The sequence below is a fragment of the Lacibacter luteus genome, from assembly GCF_004118265.1.
Taxonomy (GTDB): domain Bacteria; phylum Bacteroidota; class Bacteroidia; order Chitinophagales; family Chitinophagaceae; genus Lacibacter; species Lacibacter luteus.
The window spans coordinates 815000-838459 of sequence record NZ_SDHW01000001.1 but is presented as its reverse complement, the minus strand read 5'-3'; the positions used below and the strand labels follow the sequence as shown (position 1 = coordinate 838459).

Annotated in this window: 14 protein-coding genes; 11 read left to right on the top strand and 3 right to left on the bottom strand. The window is 40.8% G+C overall.

The window, feature by feature from the left end:
- Nucleotides 1-64: 64 nt before the first annotated feature.
- Complete coding sequence (locus tag ESA94_RS03100; protein WP_129129390.1) at nt 65-505, top strand: hypothetical protein; 441 nt, start codon at nt 65-67, stop codon at nt 503-505.
- A gap of 186 nt (nt 506-691) precedes the next feature.
- Here the strand turns inward: ESA94_RS03100 and ESA94_RS03095 are convergent, their stop codons facing one another.
- The gene (locus ESA94_RS03095; protein WP_129129389.1) at nt 692-1042 is read right to left on the bottom strand and encodes an outer membrane protein assembly factor BamB family protein; all 351 of its coding nucleotides are present in this window, start codon (nt 1040-1042) and stop codon (nt 692-694) included.
- Nucleotides 1043-1214: 172 nt separating this feature from the next.
- On the opposite strand from ESA94_RS03095, the gene ESA94_RS03090 reads away from it, so the two are divergent.
- Together ESA94_RS03090 and uxuA are read left to right on the top strand one after the other, a co-directional pair.
- Nucleotides 1215-2195, top strand: a complete 981-nt coding sequence (locus tag ESA94_RS03090) for a type I glyceraldehyde-3-phosphate dehydrogenase (protein WP_129129388.1) — start codon at nt 1215-1217, stop codon at nt 2193-2195.
- Between the two features lie 113 nt (nt 2196-2308).
- Nucleotides 2309-3490 (top strand): mannonate dehydratase, encoded by a 1182-nt coding sequence (uxuA, locus tag ESA94_RS03085; RefSeq protein WP_129129387.1) that lies wholly within the window; start codon nt 2309-2311, stop codon nt 3488-3490.
- Here uxuA and ESA94_RS03080 read toward each other — a convergent pair.
- Both ESA94_RS03080 and ESA94_RS03075 read right to left on the bottom strand, forming a co-directional pair.
- Entirely contained in the window at nt 3471-3794 is a 324-nt protein-coding gene (locus ESA94_RS03080) for a hypothetical protein (protein ID WP_129129386.1), read from the bottom strand. The two genes, uxuA and ESA94_RS03080, sit on opposite strands and share 20 nt — an antisense overlap.
- Before the next feature lie 177 nt (nt 3795-3971).
- Nucleotides 3972-7946: a hybrid sensor histidine kinase/response regulator transcription factor gene (locus ESA94_RS03075; RefSeq protein ID WP_240670972.1), complete on the bottom strand. Its 3975-nt coding sequence runs from the start codon at nt 7944-7946 to the stop codon at nt 3972-3974.
- A gap of 344 nt (nt 7947-8290) precedes the next feature.
- Between ESA94_RS03075 and ESA94_RS03070 the strand changes: the two genes are divergently transcribed.
- From ESA94_RS03070 to ESA94_RS03035, 8 genes are all read left to right on the top strand, one after another.
- On the top strand, nt 8291-11434 hold the full coding sequence (locus ESA94_RS03070; RefSeq protein WP_164972620.1) for a SusC/RagA family TonB-linked outer membrane protein: 3144 nt from the start codon (nt 8291-8293) through the stop codon (nt 11432-11434).
- 49 nt (nt 11435-11483) lie between these two features.
- Nucleotides 11484-13229 carry a RagB/SusD family nutrient uptake outer membrane protein gene (locus tag ESA94_RS03065; RefSeq protein ID WP_129129384.1) on the top strand — a complete coding sequence of 582 codons (1746 nt, stop codon included), beginning with the start codon at nt 11484-11486 and terminating at the stop codon, nt 13227-13229.
- Nucleotides 13230-13345: 116 nt separating this feature from the next.
- Nucleotides 13346-14155: a glycoside hydrolase family 16 protein gene (locus ESA94_RS03060; protein WP_129129383.1), complete on the top strand. Its 810-nt coding sequence runs from the start codon at nt 13346-13348 to the stop codon at nt 14153-14155.
- Between the two features lie 11 nt (nt 14156-14166).
- Nucleotides 14167-16107: a heparinase II/III domain-containing protein gene (locus tag ESA94_RS03055; RefSeq protein ID WP_129129382.1), complete on the top strand. Its 1941-nt coding sequence runs from the start codon at nt 14167-14169 to the stop codon at nt 16105-16107.
- Nucleotides 16108-16117: 10 nt separating this feature from the next.
- On the top strand, nt 16118-17386 hold the full coding sequence (locus ESA94_RS03050) for a glycoside hydrolase family 88 protein (RefSeq protein ID WP_129129381.1): 1269 nt from the start codon (nt 16118-16120) through the stop codon (nt 17384-17386).
- A gap of 44 nt (nt 17387-17430) precedes the next feature.
- The gene (locus tag ESA94_RS03045; RefSeq protein ID WP_129129380.1) at nt 17431-18690 is read left to right on the top strand and encodes a DUF2264 domain-containing protein; all 1260 of its coding nucleotides are present in this window, start codon (nt 17431-17433) and stop codon (nt 18688-18690) included.
- 146 nt (nt 18691-18836) lie between these two features.
- Nucleotides 18837-20057: an ROK family protein gene (locus ESA94_RS03040; protein ID WP_129129379.1), complete on the top strand. Its 1221-nt coding sequence runs from the start codon at nt 18837-18839 to the stop codon at nt 20055-20057.
- 66 nt (nt 20058-20123) lie between these two features.
- Nucleotides 20124-23453 carry a SusC/RagA family TonB-linked outer membrane protein gene (locus ESA94_RS03035; RefSeq protein WP_129129378.1) on the top strand — a complete coding sequence of 1110 codons (3330 nt, stop codon included), beginning with the start codon at nt 20124-20126 and terminating at the stop codon, nt 23451-23453.
- The last annotated feature ends 7 nt before the right edge of the window (nt 23454-23460 follow it).

Sequence of the window (23460 nt, the reverse complement as noted above, 5' to 3'; positions counted from 1 at the left end):
TCTTTTGTCTGGAGTAATTCTTTAACATTACCGGCGATTTGAAACATTAACACTGAATATATACATGGCAAATTTTAAACCTTACGAAACGGAGAAGCATACAGAAAAGAATGTGAAGGTTGAATTTTTTAAGGATGAAGGAAAAAGTATCATGCTTGCAAGATTAACGGGTGTACTCTCGGAGGGCAGCAAGGCAAAACCCGACTGTAGTTATATCAAGCAGGAACTGGCAATAAATCTGCTGGCCATGCGTCCCTCATCGCTTTTGCTCGATATGTCGCTTTTGCAATATTCCTTCGGCAATTCATTTATTGATGCGTTGAGCCCTTTGTTTGAATTGCAGATTTTTGAAGATAAGTATGATATTGCCTTTCTGCTTTCAGACCTTAATAAATATGGTTTGTCAAGTTTATGGAACTTTGATATCAATCAGCCGCCGGTAAACATTTTTTTCCGGTACGAAGACGCAGTAAAATACGCTGAAGCAAAGTATGATTTTTTGTAAAGAGGTGCATGCTCTTGGGCGCCCTTCTATAACCGGTTCAAAATAAGTAAGGCTATGCGAATTGCTGAAAATCTTACGACCGACAACCAATGCGCTGCAGTTTGGCACTCACGATTCACCATTGCCGAACGACGATAAAGCCAAAACTTCACACTTGTAATAACATCTGCAATTACGTAAACTGCATTATGTAGTAGTGGTAACAACTGCAGCCGTAACAGCAGCCTGTGCTGCGGCAGAAGCAGCTGCAGCAGATTCGTTGCCTGCTCCTGCAATACTGATAAAGTTATAGCCCCAGCCTTTCAGCTCGTTAAACCATACCAACGATCCGTCTTTTGCGTTAAGGCAAAATAAAAGACCCGATATTCCGATATAAAGCTTGTTGTTTTCAACACTTATTTGTCCGTAGCCTAACGATGTACTGCTTACGTTGGCGTAATCCTTCAGCTTTATTTCCCAGAAAATACTTCCGTCCTTTTTGCTTATTGCAGCCACTCTGCCTTTCGATAAAATGTACAGGTATTGATCGGTTCTCATGCGTTGTTTTTTTGTAAATATAATAACAAGGAAATTCCAAATTCCAAATTCCAAATTCCAAAATCCAAAATCCAAAATCCAAAATCCAAAATCCAAAATCCAAAATCCCAATCCTCCATCCTAAACATCCTCTGCTTAACTTTGCGGCTTCAACAATCACCCATATTTAAAAATGCGAATTGCGATAAACGGAATGGGCAGGATCGGACGAATGTTGTTTCGTCGTCTTGCAAACGATCCTCAACTGGAAGTAGTGGCAGTAAACGATCTGATGGATGCGGCCAATCTTGCGTACTTATTAAAATACGATTCGTTATACGGTGCATGGCAGCAGGAGCTGTTACAGGATAACAATACATTTACTGTTGCAGGCAAAGACATTGCAGTGCTGCAGGAAGCTGATGTAAGTAATATTAACTGGAAACAGTATGGAGTAGATGTGGTGCTGGAATGCAGTGGTGCGTATTCATCTAAAACAAAGGCAACACAACATTTGGCAGCAGGTGCAAAACGTGTATTGCTTTCTACGACAGGTTCAACCGATATTCCGTTGCTTATTTACGGGCATAATCATACCAATCCTGCAGGTAAAGATGAAATAGTTTCACCCGGCGGATGTATGACCAACTGCAGTACACATATTCTTTATCTGCTCAATTCAATCGGTATTGAATCGGCACAACTGAATATTTTACATTCTTACACATCCCGACAGGAACTGGTTGATGCTGCACATAAACAATACCGCAGGGGCAGGGCAGCGGCAGAATCAATTATTCCCGTAGAGATCGATCTGGCACAATCGCTGGAACGTTTGTTGCCGCTGCAGGGAAAAATTGCAACTGTATCGGTACGCATACCTGTTACCAATGGTGCAATGGCCGATGTTACGGTGCAGATGAAAGAGGATATTACAAAAGAACAGATCAACGCACTGTTTAAGAAAGCTGCCGACAACGAATACAAAGGCATACTGCAGTACACAGAAGATCCGTTGGTATCGGCAGATATAAGAGGAAACACGCATTCGTGTATTATCGACGGAGAACTTACCTCCGTTGTAGGACGGCAGTTAAAACTCATTGCATGGTTCGATAATGAATATGGCTATACCAGTCGGATGATCGATTGGTTGCGTTACTGGATAAACTAAACGAACGCTTGCTTCACGTAAACGTTTTCGTTTATTGTTTACTACTATGCTGTTAGAGTTGATTATTTAACTCTGCAGTAAATTAATTTTACGCCTTTAACCAACTAACAAGAATGAATAAAAAAAATGCAGGGCTTATTGAAACAATGCGTTGGTATGGCCCTAACGATCCTGTATCGTTAAACGATATTGCCCAGTCCGGTTGTTCGGGTGTTGTAACTGCACTGCACCATATACCTAACGGTGAAGTATGGACGATTGAAGAAATAAAAAAGCGCATTGCCGAGGTGGAAGCTGCAGGCTTAACATGGGATGTGGTGGAAAGTGTGCCTGTGCATGAAGCTATCCGCAGGCAGGAGCCGGGCTTTGAATTGTATATTGAAAATTATAAACAATCGCTCCGTAACCTGGGTGCATGCGGTATTACTGTTGTTACCTACAACTTTATGCCTGTGCTCGACTGGACAAGAACCGATCTGTATTACACAATGCCCGATGGCAGTAAAGCATTGCGTTTTGAACGTGCTGCTTATATTGCTTTTGATGTGTTTATTCTGCAACGCAAAGGAGCAGCAGATGAATACAGTAAAGAAGAGTTGCAAAAAGCAGAACTGCGTTTGCAAACAATGACGGAAGAAGAAAAGCAATCGCTTATACGCACCATCATTGCAGGGTTACCCGGCAGTGAAGAAAGTTTTACTGTTGCTGATTTTGCAAAAGCATTGGCTGCTTATGATAATATTGATGCAACAAAACTGAAACAGCATTTAATTTACTTTCTGCAGCAGGTAATACCGGTTGCAGAAGAAACAGGTGTGCAGTTGGTTATTCATCCCGACGATCCGCCACATCCTATTTTTGGTTTGCCTCGTGTGGTAAGTACAGAAGCAGATATTAATGATTTGATTGCTGCTGTACCATCGCCTGCAAACGGTTTATGTTTTTGCACGGGCAGTTTTGGCGTACGTGCAGATAACGATTTGCCGGGTATGGTAAAACGTTTGGGTAATCGTATTTACTTTTTACATCTGCGCAGCACACAACGAAATGTTGATGGCGATTTTTATGAAGCCAATCATCTCGAAGGCAATGTAGATATGTATGCAGTAATGAAAGAAGTGGTTTTGCTGATGCAGAAAGAAAACCGCCGCATTGTGGTAAGGCCCGACCATGGTCACCAGATGCTCGACGATTTAAGCAAAAAGACCAATCCAGGTTACAGTGCCATTGGCCGTTTACGTGGCCTGGCCGAATTAAGAGGGCTTGAGCTGGGCATCAGCCGCTCGTTGGCGTAAAAATGAGGTCTTTAAAATGAAAGAAGGGAATCCGGCAATACGGATTCCCTTCTTTTTTGCAGGAATCTGCATGTTCGGGAACGATTGCGTGAAGTTTTTTGCAACTATTTTTTAGCCCAAAAATGCGTTGGAAGTCATTTGGTTTTTTATGCTGAAATCCTTTGCCAGATTGCGTTTCAGCTTTTGTTCGTGCCGTAGGCATCATAAAATGAGCCGTTTTCTTGTTTTTGCCGCAATCGGTTTCATAGTAATTTTGATTTATCAAATAAGGCGAAAGGGTAGAGCGGTTAGAAAAGTGATTCACCTTATTTCACAAACAAGATCTTCGAACTCTTTTTTTATATGGCAAGCAATCGTTAACGGTCAACTGTTTTTACAGATGACCTTTTTTTTTGCCCGTAAGTGAAGGAAAAGACGACAGACGATGGACAACAGACAACCAGGGGCCGTTGTTCGGTACGCACTATTTATCATTCACAATTCACGACTCTTTAAACTCACTTGGCAATTTCCCAAACTGTTTTTTAAACTCACGGCTAAAATATTTTCTGTCGTTATAACCAACAGTAAACGAAACTTCATTTATAGTAAGATCGGTTTGTAATAAAAGCTGTGCTGCTTTTTTCAAACGCAGCGATTTTACAAACTCATTCACCGACATATTACTTACCGCTTTGATCTTTTTATAGAGAATAGGTGCACTCATGGCAACCTTGCGTGATAATTTTTCTACACCAAAATCAGGATCATCCATATGCTCATCAACGATCTGCATTACTTTTTCTAAAAACTCCTGATCAACTTTGTTGGCATAACCTGTTACATTGTGTTCTTCAGCTGTTTCTGTTTTCGTTTCAGGAATTACCGTTATTTGTTTGCTGAAACGTTCACGCAACTTCTCCCTTGCAGCAAGCAGGTTGCGTACATTCAGTTCAAGAATTTTTGTGCTGAAGGGTTTGGTTAAATAAATATCAGCTCCTGTTTCCAATCCGCTTACCTGGTCGCTTTGCGAACTCTTTGCAGTTAACAATACAACCGGTATATGACTGGTGCGTTCATCGGTCTTTAGTTTTTCACAAAGCGTAAAGCCATCCATCTCCGGCATCATTACATCGCTGATGATGAGATCGGGAATTTGTTCGGTAGCAGTGTTCCAGCCGAGCAAACCATTTTCACATTCCAATACATTGTAGTTGGCAGCAAATGTTTCTTTAATGAGCAAACGCAGCTCGCTGTTATCTTCAACTACTAAAATGGTAAATGGTTTTTCTGCAACGCTATCCGTTGCTGGTATCGGTTGATGTTGAACAGCAACAGGCGCTTGTTCTGCAGCAATGCTTTGTGTAACGGTTGATGTTTGTGCAGCTGATGCAACTTCGAAATGCTGATTGCCTTGCAGCAGTGTAACAGTGAAAACAGTTTTGCCTTCCTTCTCAGCAGTGGATGGTTCACTTTCTACACTGATGTTGCCTTTGTGTAGTTCAACAATGTTTTTCGATAGTGCAAGACCAATCCCATAGCCTGTGTTTTGCATGCCATGATCGGCTACCTGGAAAAAGTTGGTGAACAATTTATCAATATACTCGGGTGCAATGCCTCTTCCGTTATCGGTTACTGTAACAAGTATTTGATTGTTCTCTTGTGTTGCTTCAAAAAGAATGCGTCCACCTTCGGGTGTAAACTTAAATGCATTGGCCAGTAGGTTGAAGAATACTTTCTCCAGTTGTTCTTCATCGTAATACGCAAACATTTCTTCCTTGTTATGAATAAAGGAAATGGAAATGTTTTTAGCCAGCGACATTTCACGGAAGCTGTTGTAAACATCCTGGAGAAAAGGAATCAGGTTATGCCGCTCAACATGCAGATTTAGATGATTGGTTTCTGCTTTCCTGAAATCCATCAGCTCACTCACCAGTTTCAACAAACGATGTGCATTGCTTTTTACCTGTGTTAATTGCTGTTGTACAAATCCATCGTTTTGTTTTGTATCGAGCAGTTTATCAACCGGCGCCATGATCAAGGTAAGATGCGTACGTATTTCATGCGACACATTGGTAAAGAAATTAAGCTTTACCTGGTGCAGCTCATCTTCTTTCTTCAGCAATGCACGAAGGAAGAAGAAACGAACAACAAGAAACAATATTCCTGCAAAGGCAAGTATATAAATACAATAAGCCCACCAGGTAAGCCAGAAGGGTGGAAGTATTTTCAGTTCAATGGATGAAGCTTGACTCCATACTCCATCATTGTTGGCGCCTTTTACCCAAAATGTATAGGTACCCGAAGGAAGATTGGTGTAGGTAGCCGAAGCAGTTGTTACATCGTTCCAGTTTTTATCAAACCCTTCGAGCTTGTAAGCGTATTTGTTTTTACTGCTTTTGATAAAGTTGAGCAATGCAAACTCAACGGTAAACACATTCTGTTTATGGGTGAACACAATGCGTTTTGTTTGACTAATATTGCGATCGAGCAATTCATCATCACCATTAATTGTAACGGGGTTGTTGAACAAACGCAAACCTGTAAATACAACAGGTGCAACATAACTGTTGGTTTCAATTGTGCCGGGAAAGAAACTGGTAATACCATGATAACCGCCAAAGAAAAATTCACCCTTGCTGTCTTTTAAGTATGAGTTGTAGTTGAACTCATTGCCTGCAAGTCCATCACTCATCGTATAAGTTTGTGCCGTTTTTAAAGCAGGACTGTATTTGATCAACCCTTTATCGGTGCTCAGCCAAAAGAATCCATTCTCATCTTCCAGCAAACTGATGACGTTTGTATTGGGCAAGCCTTCTTTCTCTGTATAATGCACAAACTTTCCGTTACTGCTGTTGTACATGGCAATGCCGCCATAGCTTAACGCCACCCATATGTTTCCCTTCTTATCCTGTGTGATGTTGTTGATGTAGAGATCGTCGCTCAGTTCTTTCATGTTGTTGCCGTTCACCACATACAAACCCGGGTTGCCGCCAATCCATACGGCTCCCTGTGCATCTTTATAAAATGTTCTTGCAGGAACACCGTTTGTAAATCCATTGATGCTGCTGAATGAAAGTGCTGTTAACTCCGTTCCTTTTTTGCTGAACAACTGTAAACCAAAATTTGTTCCTGCCCAAAGCCGTTCGTTGTCATCTTCAATCATCGAAGTGATTTCTGAATTGAGGGTGGCTGCATCATTTTCTTTATAGAGATAGCGTTTAAATTTATTTTGCCTGCGATCAAGAACATTCAAACCGCCGCCATGTGTACCGCACCAGATGTTTTGTTCTTTATCAACCAAAACGATCTTTACCAGGTTAGAGCCAAGACTTGCTGCATCGTTTACATTGTTTTTATAAACTGTAAACAAACCCGTGCTGCGGTTATAATAATTTAAACCACCGCCTTCGGTGCCCATCCATAAGTTGTGCTGTTCGTCTTCAACAATACTACTCACCACATTATTACTTAAGCTTGATTTGTTTGCATGATTTTGCAGAACAGAAAAATTGGTGCTGTACGGGTAGGTTGAATTTGCTCCGCCGAAATAAGTGCCGATCCATACCGAACCATTGGCATCTTCATACAAACTGTAAATCGAATTCTGGCTAAGACTTTTTCTGTTGCCGGGATCGTTTTGATAAGAGCGGATGTTTTTTGTAACAGGATCAATAATGCTTAACCCTTCCTGTGTGCCCACCCACAACATGCCATTGCGTGTTGATCTGATGATGCGAATATTATTATTAATGATACTTGTTTCGCCATTTCCGTTTTTCGTAAAACGTGTAAACGATTTTGTAACTGCATCAAACAAATTAATACCACTGTTTTGTGTGCCTACCCATAATTGCTGTTTGGCATCTTCTGCAATACTGGTAATATATAGCGCACTTAACGAACGGGCATTACCTGCTTCATGCGTAAAGTTTTCAAAGCTGTATCCGTTCTTTTGTGGAATCATCCGGGTTAGCCCCTTATTTGTTCCTACCCACAGGTGCTTGTTATGATCTTCAAAAACAGCCCGGACATTGTTACCGGCAATACCATTTGCATTACCGGCTTTGAAGATTGTTGGCTTATCTGTTTGTCCGTTGCTGAATAAGTACAACCCATCTGAACTGCCTACCCAAATATTACCTTGCCTGTCTTCATACACACTATTAATATTCACCGGGCTTGTTCTGAGTTGAATCCGTTCAAACTGGTCCTTTGCCTCGTTATAGCGGTTAAGCCCGGTTGAAGTACCTGCCCAGATCGTTTTACGTGAATCGCACAAAAGAGAGATTACATTATTGTTGTAAAGTGTGTTGCTGTCTTTATTATTATGGAAATAGGTTTTAAAGCGTGTGCCATCGTAGCGGTTGAGTCCGATTTGTGTTCCAAACCAAAGAAAACCTGAACGATCCTGTGTAATTGATAAAACAGAGTTACTCGACAATCCATGTTCAAGTGTTACATGGTTGAAGAGCATGGTTCGGACCTGTGCTTGCAGTGGCCTGTAAAAGCCGGGTAAAACAAACAGCAGAGATGTAAGCAGGAAGTGGGCGATGCAGGAATATTTGCGGCACATATCGTTCGTATCAACTGCAATAAAAGTAAAGATATTTCAAGAGAATACAGGTGTTATGCGAAACAGCCTTTATTGAAAATCAAGTAGTTGATTTGTCGTTTATAAAATTCACCCCATTCTTTTACGATACTCACCCCGGTATTTTTTCAACAGTATGAAATATTGTAGGAAGAAAGCCGCTCAAGCTTTTCGAACGATCAAATTGCCGGCAGCTTTCTTTATTATTTCCCTTAAAACAAATGCTTATGCGATTGCTGAAAATGACCAGTGTTCCACCCGGTTTAAAACTTACGATGGGTTGGACGATCCTCTTTCTGCTGCCTCTTTTTCTGGCAGCTCAAACCAAAACTGTAAACGGAACGGTAAAAGACAGCGACGGCAAACCCGTTTCGGGTGCTTCCGTTACCATTAAAAAACAAAACGCCGGCACAACTACAAATGAAGCCGGAAACTTTACGATTATTGCTGCCACAGGAGATGTGCTGATTATTTCGGCAGTAACCTATGAATCAATTGAAGTAACGGTTGGAACAGGAAACAGCCTGAACGTTCAACTAAAAACAAAAGCCACTGAACTCACCGATGTGGTAGTAGTGGGTTATGGTACAAAGACCAAACGAGATATTGGCGGTGGTATATTAACAGTAGATCAAAAATTATTGAACAACAGGCCTGTTACAAATACAATGGATGCGCTGCAGGGAACTACTCCCGGGCTTGTCATCACACGTACTAACGGTCAGCCTGGTCGTGAAGGACTCACAGCAAGAATAAGAGGTATCACTTCTTTGGGTGTTAATAATTCTCCTTTAGTAATTATTGATGGAGTTGAAGGTGATCTTACTGCATTAAACCCGAATGATATTGAAACAATATCTGTTTTGGAAGATGCAGCCTCGGCATCCATTTACGGTGCAAAGGCAGGTGGAGGTGTGATATTGGTAACAACAAAAGCCGGCAAGGCGAGTCAAAAAACACGTTTTGAATTAACGACGATGTACACAACCCGTACTCCGTTTGCCCGCCCGGAATTGTTGAGCTCACGCAGGCAGGGTGAATTGATAAATGCAGCCAGGGTATTTGCCAACCAGAATAAAGACTTTACTGATCAGCAACTGGAATGGTTTGATGACCCAACTGTACAGGATGTATGGAATACAAATACCAAAGCATGGGACTATTATTATAACAATAACATGGTTGATATTTTGATGCGTAAACAAAGCTCACAGCGCAATATCAATCTTAGTGCTTCTGGTGGTGGCGATAAATCTACTTACCTCTTCTCTGTAGGATACCTGGGTCAGCAAGGTGTATTCAAATTTGGGCCCGACAGCTATAGCAGGTTCAATGCAAGGCTGAATTATAATACAAAGCTGTCAAAGATATTTTCACTTGATACCCGTTTGTCTTTTGTTAAGGAAAATATACTTGCTCCATCAGTGGGTGTTACCGGCGAAGGTTTGATCTATAATATTTATTCGATCCGTGCTGCCCGCAATCCCATTTTCACACCGGGAACAAACGACAGCAAATATGCTTTCATTGGAACAATATCCACTGCCTACCCCGTTTTGAAAGATGGTGGTTACGATCAGGAAGACAGATATAACATGAATGGTGTTCTTAGTCTTAATGCAAAACAAATTGTAAAAGGACTTGATTTGAAAGTGGTGTATAGCCCGGGTATGGTTTTTTCTGCAAGAGAAGTGTTTAGTAAAACAGTTGCACGCTTCTCCATTGACTCTAACAAAGTACCCATTGCAGGTACAGCTATTAACCAGGTAAACTCATATAATAAAACAAGGCCTTATACCATCAGTCAAAACATTTTTGCAACTGCCGATTACGATTATAAACTTGGTGATCACAGTTTTCATTTATTAGGTGGTACAGAGTACAAAACATATACGTACGATTGGATGCAGGCTATCCAAAGGGCTTTGTTGTTGAACAATTTTGAGACGTTAAATTATACAACTCTTGCTACTGCCGATGTAACGAACGTTGCAGATAACATACAAGAAAACAGATGGCTGTCTTATTTCGGACGCTTATCATACAACTATGCAAGCAAGTATTATTTTGAAGGAGTGCTTCGTCGTGATGGTAGCTCACGTTTAGCGCCGGGTAATAAGTTTCAAACATTCTATGCGCTGAACGCATTTTGGCGTGCTTCGCAGGAAGAGTGGTTTAAACAAACATTACCCTTTATTAATGAATTTAAATTAGCAGCTTCCTATGGTACGGCAGGTGGTGCGCAAACTTCCAATCCTAATACCAGCAACTACGATTTCCAAAGCGTTTTGGCAAGAGGTTTTTATCCATTCAACGATTCACGTACAGCGTTTTTGCGCCAGGCAGAACTTGCTTCGGAAGGCAAACAATGGGAGATCATTGAAACAACCAACTTCGGTGTTGACATTGAAGTGTTGAAAAGAAGATTGCGTGTGCATTTTGATTACTTCATCAAAGAAAACAACAATGTATTTGTTGCGCAGAATCTTCCGGCACTTCTTGGCGTAACACCAAACAGCGCCAACCTTGCTGCCATACAAGTGAAAGGCTGGGGGCTTACGCTTAACTGGAGCGATAAGTTTAGAAATGGTGGATACTTTGTTTCTGCAAACCTCAGCGATGATCAAAACAAAGTTGTTCGTTACGATGGTGCCAATACATATGCTGCAGGCATTAACAGCACAATCTTAGGCATGTCAACCAACTCAATATTTGGTTACAAAGCTGAAGGATATTTTGATACGCCTGAAGAAGTGCAAGGATCACCTCGCAGAACCACGAATACAGGTGTAGGCGATATTAAATTGCTCGACATGAACAAGGATGGTTTCATTAACCAGGGTATTGGTACAGCAGCTAATCATGGTGATCTTGTTTATCTCGGTAATACAAACCCACGCTATGTTTTTGGTTTTAGTGCAGGTGTTAACTGGAAAGGCTTCGACTTGTCTGTGCTCTTCAACGGTGTTGGTAAAAGAAGTATTCTGATTGAGCCAACTGCAAGTATTGGCCTGTATGACGGATGGAGAATGCCCTGGGCTATTCACCAGGATTATTGGAGGCCCGATAATTTAGATGCTAAATTTCCGGCTCTACGTTTTAGTGACAGAGTTAATGATCAGATATCATCTCATTGGGTGCAGAATGCAAGCTACATACGTTTGAAAAACCTCCAGTTGGGATATACATTCAGCAAGGCAATGCATAACGTAAAAGGCTTAGGTGATATCAAGCTCTATTTCTCCGGACAGGATCTTTGGGAAAAAACAGGAATGTGGTTCAACTACTACGATCCTGAAAATACAGATAGAATATCATTTGGCTATCCACTTTGGAGAAGCTATGCAATGGGTTTAAACATCAGCTTTTAGTTAACCCGTAAATGGAATTACGATTATTAATTACTTCAATGTTCAAGAAATGCGTTTCAATAAATTCTCTATAATAAACTGTATAGCTGTTGCAGCTGTATCGCTTATAACAACCGGGTGCAAGAAACAGTTAGATCTAAATACCCGTACTGTAATAACAGATCCTGTTTTTTGGAAAGACTCCAGCGATTTGATCGTGGGCACAAACTATCTCTACACAAGCCTGCCGGATTTTGATACACCGCTTGAAGATCGTTACAGCGATCTTGCAGTCAGTCTTAGCTCTGCAGGAGCTTTTAATCTTAATACTGTGAGTGACGGAAGTCGTCCCATCTCTGCTACCGACGGGCAGTGGAATAATGCATATACTTTTATAAGGGCAGCCAACAATGTAATTGAAAAAGCTGCTAACATTCCGGATGGTCCTATGAAAAGGAATTGCATCGGGCAGGCACGTTTCTTCAGGGCGTTGGCTTATTTCCGTTTGGTAAGAACTTACGGAGCTGTGCCTTATATCAGCAAAACGATTAGTGGAAGCAGTGATCCTGCTTTATATACTCCCCGTACTGAACGCAAAGCGGTTGTTGATTCTATTTATGCAGATCTTGATTTTGCTGCAAGTGTTTGTCCGCAGGCAGATAAGCTTCCGGGAAGCACAACTTCAGCAGGTCAACCTGGTATGGAGTACGGACGTATTACACGAAGTGCAGCACTCGCTTTTAAATCACGTGTAGCTTTGTACGAAGGTTCATGGCACAAGTTTCATAGTGCGCCGGAGTTTACAGAAACAAAAGATCCAGCCAAACATTTTACTATTGCACGTGATGCAGCTTTATTGGTGATGAACGAAGGAAAGCACAGTCTTTATACAAAGGATGCTGGTTTAAGTTATCAGAACCTGTTCAGGTATCCCGGTGAAGGTTATACAAATAACAAAGAAAATATTCTTGTAAGAATATACGGTAAGGATATCAGTAATGTTATTGCTTCACAGTCTTACATGCGTACACAATTGACTGACGGTGGAAATTCTGCATCAAGAACATTTCATTTGATGGCGCTTTATTCGGATGGATTACCTGCAGGGAAATCTTCACTGGATTCAAACGGAAAAGAAACCAGTCTTCTTACAGATTTCAGAAACAGAGATCCACGTTTTGTATTAACCTCATTTAAAGTTGGCGATCCATTCGCTTCCATCTCTGGTGGTAGTCCAACTTACGGTAATACTTATCATTATCATCAACAGAAATACTGGACAGGCCAGGCCGACTTCTTAGCATCGCCCAATATTTTCTTAGACTTTATTGCTATTCGTTTTGGTGAAGTGCTGTTGAACTATGCAGAAGCTGTGTATGAATTGAATGGTAGTATATCTGATGCCGATTTGAATTTATCAGTTAATCTGCTGCGTAACAGGGCTACCAACAACGATGTTGCAAAACTACCGTTGTTGACCAACGCTTTTGTTACTGCCAATGGATTAGATATGCAGGCTGAAATTCGCCGTGAACGTACAGTTGAACTTGCATTTGAAGGATTTCGTTATTGGGATCTGTTACGATGGAAAACAGCGGAAACAGAGTTGCCGAAAGCAGCTTTGGGACGCAAGTACTTTGCCACAGGTGTAAACTACGGGGGTGCTACAGCGCCAACATTGCAGAACGGTTATGTTCTTTACCAGGCAGCGGATAAAAGAAAGTTTAATGCTGCAAAAGATTATTTATGGCCAATACCAACTTCGCAAATTGGATTAAGCAATAACACATTAACGCAAAACCCTAACTGGCAATAAAAGCCGTATAACTTATACAGTACATAGGTTTACTATTTTTCAACACTGCAGTAGTTAGTTTTCATATAGCAATAATCAGGCGCCTGTTTTCCAACAGGTGCTTTAAAAATCTTTTTATGATGCAATATTTGTTTACATCTGTTCTGTTTGCAGTTGCATTTGCTTCGGCAGGCTGTGCAAAGAAAAAAGATACAACAGCGACGACAAATCAAACTCCCGTGTATAAACTTGTATGGGAAGATAATTTTGATGCAGCGCAATTGAATACCGGCGAATGGTTTCATCGTTTGCCCGGTGTGCGGCACGATGGTTTTAATGATGAAACAACTGTGTCGGTAAGCGATGGTAATTTGTTCATTAAAGTTTATTCCGATACCATCAATGCTGTTGTTAAACATCACACCGGTATGATCGCCACAAAAAAAGAATGGCGCTATGGTAAGTTTGAAGTGAGGGCTTCGTTTGTAAATAAGTATGGTTCATGGTCGGCGTTCTGGTTGCAGAGTGCAACAATGGGAAACCCCATTGGTAATCCGCAAACAGCAGGAATGGAAATTGATGTAGTGGAAACATTAAGTAACGATGGTCGTGTACATCATAACCTCCATTGGGATGGTTATGGTGCCGATCATAAAACTACCGGTATCAAAACTTCCGATCTTGGTGCCAACAGCGGCAACTATCATCTTTACACACTGGAATGGACACCCACTTATTATAAGTTTTATGTAGATGGCATTCTTACGTGGACGTATTCAACTGTAATTTCTCAACGCAGTGAATTTATTATTCTCAGTTCCGAAGTAAAAAATTATGCAGTAGGTTCATGGGCCGGTCCAATTCCTGCAGGCGGGTATGGATCAAAAGCAACTACATCAACAATTATGAAAGTTGATTATGTTCGTTGCTATAGTCTTCAACAATAAAACAAATACCGATGTTGCGTAGCGTTATCACAATTTGCTTTTTCTTCTTTTTTACATTGTCGTTTGCATACGAGAAGCGTGATCTGTTGCAAAAAAAAGCAACAGTAGCAGATGTAAAGAACAGTCTTGTAGCAAAAGAAAGCTGGATCACTTATCCTTCTTATTCTAACAGGAAAGGATGGGATGCGTTTACCGGTTCGCTTAAAGAAGAGTTGATCAAAGAAGGTGAGGCCTATCTTGATTATACATGGAAGGTTGTAAAAGCTTCTGATTATTTAGAATACGAACGCAGCGGCAGCCGTGTAGCAATGGAAAATCCGTTTGGTGCAAACAATACAGCATTAAGCAGGTTGGTATTTGCAGAACTTGCAGAAGGCAAAGGCCGCTTTATGGATCAGATCATAAACGGCGTGTGGCAATCATGCGATATGTCGTCGTGGGTTTTATCTGCGCATCTCTCCGCACAAAAATCAAGAAGAGCATTGCCCGATTACAGGGAAGAGGTCATTGATCTTACATCGGGTGATCTTGGTTCCTTTCTTTCATGGACCTGGTATTTTTTGCATGATGCATTTGATAAAGTAAATCCTGTAATTGCTGCACGACTTCGATCAACCATACAGCAACGCATACTTGATCCTTTTATGCAACGCAGTGATTACTGGTGGCAGGCATTTAATTACAAACCGGGTGTGCTGGTGAACAATTGGAATCCCTGGTGTAATTCAAACGTGCTCACTTGTTTTCTTTTGCTGGAAGAGGATAAAGATAAACTGGCAGCAGCTGTGCATCGCAGCATGCAGAGTGTAGATCATTTCATCAATTATGTGCAGGCCGATGGTGCTTGTGAAGAAGGTCCTTCGTATTGGGGACATGCAGCAGGAAAACTATACGACTACCTGCAACTGCTCAGCAATGCAAGTAAAGGTAAGCTCAGTATTTTCAACGAACCCATGATCAGGAACATGGGCGAATACATCGGCCGCGGTTATGTTGGTAACGGTTGGGTGGTAAATTTTGCTGATGCTTCTGCAAAAGGTGGTGGCGATGCAGGTGTTATTTATCGTTATGGCAAAGCTGTGAACAGTATGGAGATGCAGAGCTTTGCTGCATACCTTGTAAAGGCTGCAAATGGAAAAACAGAGATCAATGCAGGCAGAGATTTTTTCCGCAGTATGGAGAACATTGCTTCGTATAATGAATTGCTCGCTGCATCACCGGCGTTGCCCTCAGTAAAATACAGCTGGTATCCGCAAACACAATTCTGCTACATGAAAAACAAAGCAGGTTTCTTTTTTGCAGGGAAAGCCGGCTTTAATAACGAAAGTCATAACCACAATGATGTAGGTACGTTCTCTTTATATGTTGATACGACTCCGGTATTTATTGATGCAGGTGTAGGAACCTACACAAGGCAGACGTTCAGCAGCGAACGTTATACCATCTGGACCATGCAAAGCAATTACCATAATCTTCCAATGATCAATGGACAGCCGCAACAGTTCGGTACACAATACAGGGCAAGCGATGTATCGTTCGATGCAAAGAAAAATCTCTTTACGTTGAACATGGCTGCTGCTTATAATAAAAACGCTGCTGTGCAGAAATGGGTACGCAATTATACATTGGGCAGCAATCAACTTACAATCGAAGATGTGTTTGAATTAACAGAACAGAAAGCTGCCAATCAACTCAATTTTATGACCTGGGCCAAGCCGCAGTTAACAAAGCCGGGCATTGTTGTATTGCATAAAGAAGGTAAGTCTGTAACAATGCAATACGATGCTGCATTGTTTGACGCAACAGTCGAAAGCATTCCGCAAACCGACCAACGTTTATCGAAAGTATGGGGTAGTGAAGTGTACAGGTTAGTGTTGCTTGCGAAGAAGCAACAACTCAAAGGCCGCTATAAGTTTATCATCAGCAAAAACGAATCAACAAACAGTAAATAATAGTATTTGAATGAAAAAGTCACTCTTGTTCGTCTGCGTTATTGCGCTTGTATTAACAGCATTCCGGAACGATAAAAAGGATACAGCTTTTATTAAAGAAAACTTCAGCTATGCCAATAAGCAACTGAAAAATATGTTGAAGGAAGTTGATAAAAGTAAACTTGCTTTTCCACGCAGCATCAACAAAAACGGAAAGTTGGTAACTACGTCTATGTACGATTGGACACCGGGTTTCTTTCCCGGCAGTCTTTGGTATTCGTTTGAATACAGCAACGATGCAGAACTGAAAAAGGCAGCACAGCAATGGACAGAAACGCTGGAGCCTTTAAAAACATTTACACAACATCACGATCTTGGGTTTATGATGTATTGCAGTTATGGCAATGCATACAGACTTACCGGTAACGAAGCGTATAAAGATATTTTAGTACAATCTGCCCGTTCGCTCAGCACAAGGTTTAACCCGGTAACAGGTTGTATCAAGTCGTGGAATGTATTTAAGTCATGGCATGGAAATAAAACCTACAACTTCCCGGTGATCATTGATAATATGATGAATCTTGAGCTGTTGTTCTTTGCATCGGAAGTAACCGGCGATACATCCTTTCGTCATATTGCAATAGAACATGCAACAAATACCATGAAGTACCAGGTAAGAAAAGATTACAGCTCGTATCATGTTGTTTGTTACGATACCATTACAGGCAAAGTTGCAGGTAGAGAAACAGCACAGGGTTATGCAGATAATTCAACATGGGCGAGAGGACAGGCATGGGCTATTTATGGTTTTACCATGGTGTATCGTGAAACAAAAGATCCCCGATTTTTAAAAACAGCAGAAGGGCTTGCAGATTTCTTTATGCATCACAAAAATCTTCCGGCCGATAAAATTCCGTATTGGGATTTTAATGCACAACAACAAGGCTACACACCCGGTGTACGTTCAAACGCAAAAAATATTACCACTCTTTATCGTGATGCATCAGCTGCAGCAGTAGTTGCTTCGGCGTTAATGGAATTAAGTACATACAGCACTACCAAAGGAAAAGCATACCGCAACTTTGCGGCACAGATGTTACATTCATTGGCAAGCCCGGCTTACAGAGCACCGCTTGGCAACAATGGAAATTTTCTGCTGATGCAATCTGTTGGTAGCATTCCACATAATGTTGAGATCAATGTGCCACTTGTATATGCCGATTATTATTTTCTTGAAGCGTTACAACGTTACGATCTGTTGTTAAAAGGAAAAAAGTTGTTTACTCCTATCAAAAAATAAACTGTTTATATAATAAGCAGTAGCTTAAGTGTAATAAGAAGGATATGAAAAAATATACGTTGCTTTTTGTTCTGATTGTTGTAACAGGTTTGTACAATACGATCAATGCGCAAAAAACAAAAAAGAAAGAAACTGCAGCTCTGCAAGTTACACAAGGCTTACAAGACAGACAGGTGTGGGTAAACAACCTGTATAAAATTGCTTACCCTGTTATTCATAATCTTGCAGAAGGCACATTAAAACAAAACCTTCCATTAGAAATTGGACCACAGTATTATTTGCCTGTGAAGAAAGTAACCTATCTCGAAGCTGTTGGCCGCACCATGGCTGGTGTAGCGCCTTGGCTGGCATTGCCTGATGATGAAACTGCTGAAGGTAAAATGCGTAAACAGTTGCGTGATGAATTACTGAAAGGCTTACGCAATGCTGTTGATCCTGCACATCCTGATTATTTAAACTTTCGTACGGAAGGACAACCCATTGTTGATGCTGCATATGTGGCGCATGCATTTTTGCGTGCACCAAAAGCTTTGTGGGAGCCACTTGATGCTGTAACAAAACAACGTTTTATTGAAGAGTTTAAATCATTACGCAACCGTAAAGGTGCTTATAATAACTGGCTGTTGTTTTCTGCACTTAACGAAGGATTCCTGTTAAGTATTGGCGAACAATATGATCCTGCTCGTATTGATTTTGGTGTTCGTAAAATAAAAGAATGGTATGTGGGTGATGGATGGTATAGTGATGGTGAAAAGTTCAGCATGGATTATTACAACTCGTATGTCATCCATCCAATGTTGGTTGATCTGCTGAAAATATTGGTTGAAAAGAAAATGGCTCAACAACAGGATTACGATCAGGCAATACAACGCATGGTACGTCATGCTGAATTTTTAGAACGTATCATTTCACCCGAAGGAACATATCCTGCATTCGGTCGTTCCATCACTTACCGTACAGCTGCTTTCCAGGTATTGGCGCAGGTTGCATTAATGGAAAAATTGCCCGCACATATTACACAGGCACAGGTGCGTGGTGCATTAACTGCTGTTATTGATAAGATGTACAGTGGCAATCAAAACTTTGATAGCAATGGATGGTTAGTACTTGGTTTTAACGGGCATCAGCCAATGATCGCCGATCAATATACTTCTACAGGTAGTTTATACATCTGCAGCATTGGCTTTTTAACGCTTGGTTTACCTGCCAGTCACGCTTTCTGGACTGATGCTGCAACCGATTGGACCAGCCGTAAAGCCTGGAAAGGTGAGCCGGTGAAGAAAGATTATAAGGTGGAATACTAAACCGGTAGGCGAAAAAGCCAAAAAAGCTAACAGTTAGTGGGCTAAGTTGGGAATGTTTATAAATAAGTGGAAAAACTTTTATAATTTTTTTAAGAAGTTTTAAAAGTTTGTCTATTTTAGCTTCGATTTAAAAACCGATTGCCCACATGCTGTTAAAGAATAGTCGTTACAAACGCCAGATTCAAAAGCATCTCTATTTTGAGAAGGAGCTTTCCTGCGCCGATTTGAGTCTGCTCACAGATAAAAGCCTTCCGCTTACAACCCGTGTGCTGAACGAGTTGATCGAAGAGGGATTGGTAGTTGAGTCGGGCTATGCCCATTCAACCGGAGGACGTCGCCCGTTGGTATATTCTTTAAAAGCAGATATGCTTTATGTGGTTTCGGTTGCCATGGATCAGTTGGTAACACGTATTGCCATTCTGGACATGCAGAACAATTATGTGCTGGAACCGGTGCGCATCGAACTTCCTTTAAGTAACAATCCGGCAGCACTTACACAGCTAACACAACACATCAATAACTATATTCTGGCATCAGGTATTTCAAAAGATAAAATTGCCGGTATTGGTATTGGTATGCCCGGTTTTGTTGATGTAACCAAAGGCATCAATCATTCTTTTCTTAAAACAGAAGGTAGTAATAGCATCATAAGTACTGTTGAAGCGATTGTTGGAGTACCTGTTTTTATTGATAACGATTCCAGCTTAATTGCACTTGCCGAATTAAAGTTTGGTGTTGCACGCAGTAAGCAAAACGTAATGGTGGTAAACATTGGTTGGGGTATTGGTCTCGGAATGGTTGTAAAAGGCGAACTGTTTCGTGGTAACAATGGTTTTGCAGGCGAGTTCAGTCACCTTCCGCTTTTCAGCAATAACAAAATGTGCAGTTGCGGTAAGAGTGGTTGCTTAGAAACAGAATCATCGTTATTTATTGTTACCGAAAAAGCCATTACAGGTTTAAAGCAGGGGAAAGTTTCGATCTTAAAGAACCTTACATTGGAACATGCCGAAGATTCATCCAAAGAAATTATGGAGGCGGCAACCAAAGGCGATAAATATGCCATTGAATTGTTATCAGAAGCGGGTTACCATATAGGCCGTGGTATATCTATCCTTATTCATTTATTCAATCCCGAACTGATCGTGTTGAGCGGAAGAGGATCAGTTGGTGGTAAAATATGGCTTGCACCTATACAACAAGCAATCAATGAACATTGTATTCCCAAAATTGCGGAGAATACACACCTCGAAATTTCATCACTTGGTTTTCGTGCGGAATTAATTGGAGCAGCAGCATTGGTAATGGACCATTTTGATACGTTAGAAAGACGAAAAACCAAAAATGCAGGTAGCCAGGTTGAGCTTTAGGCTACCATTTACTTACTTCCATTATTCACAACAGTCTCTTTATTTTTTAACCAAAAACAAACTGCAATGAAAACGTTGTTTAAACGATTGCTGCTTTTTACTATGGCAGCTCTGTGCTTGTTGAGTGTAACAGCACAAGAAAAAAAGACGGTTACCGGTACCGTAAAGGATGCGGAAGGAAATCCTGTGGCTTCGGTAACAATTAAGGAAAAGGGTACTTCCAATCAAACAACAACTGGTGCAAACGGTGCGTTCCGCATTACAGTAGCTTCTAATGCTACGTTGGTGTTTACTTCTATTGGTTTTGAAACCAGGGAGGAAAGTTTGAATGGCCGAACTACTCTTGAAGTAAGCATGGATGTATCTACCAAAGAGATTGGCGAAGTAGTTGTAACATCTCTGGGTATTACAAGAGAGAAGAAGGCGCTTGGGTATGCGAGCTCAACCATTAAAGCCGAAGATCTTACACAAGCCGGTTCTCCAAACTTTGCAGCAGCATTATATGGTAAAGCGCCCGGTGTTCGTATTGGTGCAACACCCGGTGGTGCAACCAGTGCGGTGAACATTAATATTCGTGGTATTAACTCTATTACGGGTAAAAACCAACCATTGATTGTAATGGATGGTGTGCCTATCCGTAACGAGGAGGTAAGAAACAACGATTATTGGAACGATCAACGTTTACGTGGTAATGGATTACTTGATATTAACCCGGAAGATATTGAGAACATCTCAATTCTGAAAGGAGCATCTGCTGCAGCCTTGTATGGTTCGGAAGCGGTAAATGGTGTGATTTTGATTACAACAAAAAAAGGTTCTAAAAGCAGTAGAGGATTTAGTGTTGATTTTAATGCCAACTACAGCGTTGATCAGGTAGCTTACTTACCCCGTTACCAGAATGTTCGTGGTGCAGGTGCTCCGTTGAACGTAAGTAATGGTGGACAGGATGCTGAAGGTTTTGTTTATTACGATACAAATGGTGATGGTATTAAAGAAACAAGAGGTATTCTTGGTTACAGTATCAACTTTGGACCTAAGTTCGATGGTAAGCCTACAATGGGCTGGGATGGTGTTATTCGCCCATATGAAGCTCAAAAAGATAACTATGCCGGCTTGTTCCAAACCGGAAGAAATTCAAGCATTAACGTTGCTGTTTCGCAATCTTCTGCAAATGCAACTACAAGGTTTTCTTTAACCCGTCAGCAAAACCAGGGTATAAGTCTTGGTGCAGAAAATTATAAGAACATTGCAAACCTTAATACTTCGCTTAAACTCGGCAAGAAGTTTACAACTGATGTAATTGTAAACTTTATTAACCAGAAAACACATAACCGTCCATATTCGATTGATCGTATGATCAACAACTTTACGGGTATGATGGGCCGTTTCGATAATGCAGACTGGTACCTCAATAAATATCAAACCAGCAAAGGTTACAGATTTGTAACTGGAACCAACCAAAGCTTAACGCCCGGTGAAAATATCATCTACAATGGCTTTAAAGGTGATATTGCTGATTATGTGTGGAGAGTAAAAAGACACAATGAAGATGAGTACAGTAACCGTATTATCGGTAGCATAACCAATACCTGGCAAATTATTAATGAGCTGCGTTTACGTACAAGATTCTCAAGCGATTTTACAGCCCTTCGTTCAGAAAGCAAACAGGCAACAGAAATTCCTTTAGCATTTGGTAACTCTGGTTATTTTGGAATGAACTCTTATCAGAATAATATTCTGTATGGCGATGCCTTGCTCACATACTCTAAGAACATTACCCGTGATATTGAGTTTAATGCAATGGCCGGTTATACTGCAACAAAAGAAACGCAAACATTAATTGGCCGTGGTACAAATGGTGGGTTAAGTACAGAAAATCTGTATGATGTTGCTGCATCGGTAAATACTGCAAACAGCTCTTCATCAAGATTTTTCCTGATAAAGGATGCCATTATCGGAACTGTAAATGCCAACTATAAAAACTATCTTTTTGTTGAGGCAACAGTGCGTAGAGATCGTACTTCTGTAATGAACCCAAGTCATAACAGCTTTGTTTACCCATCTGTTAACTCAAGCTTTATTCTTTCCGATGCGTTTAAGCTTCCTTCTTATGTAAGCTTTGCTAAAGTGCGTGCTTCATGGGGTGTGGTAGGTAACTATCCGGATATCTACAATGCAAATATTGCATACAATCAAAACACATTGGGTGTACAAAGTGTAGGTGGCCAACCGGTATTGTATACAACCATTCCTTCATCTTTTGGTAATGATGCGATCAAGCCCGAAGAAAAACATGAAATGGAATTTGGTGTTGAAGCAAGATTCCTGAATAACCGTTTAGGCCTTGAGGTTTCTTATTACAATGCACAGATCAGAGACCAGATTTTACCATTAACTATTCCTGCAAGTTCTGGTGCTACTTCTGTTCTTACAAATATCGGTACACTTCGTAACAAGGGTATTGAAATTGCATTAACAGCAACTCCGGTTAGTAAAAAGAATTTCAAATGGGAAACTGGTGTTAACTTCTCTCAAAACAAAAATGTTGTAGAAAAATTATCATCCGGTTCAAATGAATTGCTGCATCAGGATTATGATGGCAATGCAGCTCAGTTGAAATCAGTTGTAGGTCAGTCGATGGGTGATTTTTATGCACACCCTGTATTAACCAACAGCAAAGGCGAAAAGGTAGTAGGCTCGAACGGTTTGTACACACTCGATGCTAACAACATGGTGAAAGTAGGAAACGCAATGCCTAAAGTAGTAGGTGGTTTCTTTAATTCAATCCGGTACAAAAACTTCAACTTAGATGTGCTTACCGATTTTCGTTTTGGAGGTTATGTAATGCCAACGGGTATTAACTGGATGATCAGTCGTGGTTTGTTGGAAGAAAGTTTGAACTACATGGATAAAGAACACGGCGGTATCAGTTATTATGTAAATGCGCAGGGAAAAGGTATGCAAACAACTGCTACAGCAGGCCCTAATGGTGAAAAGGTTTATAATGACGGTATGCTGGTTGATGGCGTTACTTCTAATGGTCAGAAAAATACCAATGTTATTTCTCAGGCTTACTATTACTGGAATGTTTACAACTGGGGTGGACCTCAGTACAGCTATTCAAGATATGAACTGTATATTAAGAAGAACTCTTACGTTAAATTAAGAGAAGTTTCTCTGAGTTACACGTTGCCTGAAAAAGCTGCAAAATTTGTTGGTGCAAGAAAAATTCAATTATCTGCATTTGGCCGTAACCTGTTCTACCTCTATAGAACATTAAAGGATATGGATGCTGAACAAACAACTGCAGGTTCAAGATGGTTCCAAACATTAAACAATGCCGGTACAAACCCATCAACAAGAAGTTATGGTGTAATGATCAGGGCAAATTTCTAATTCTGAT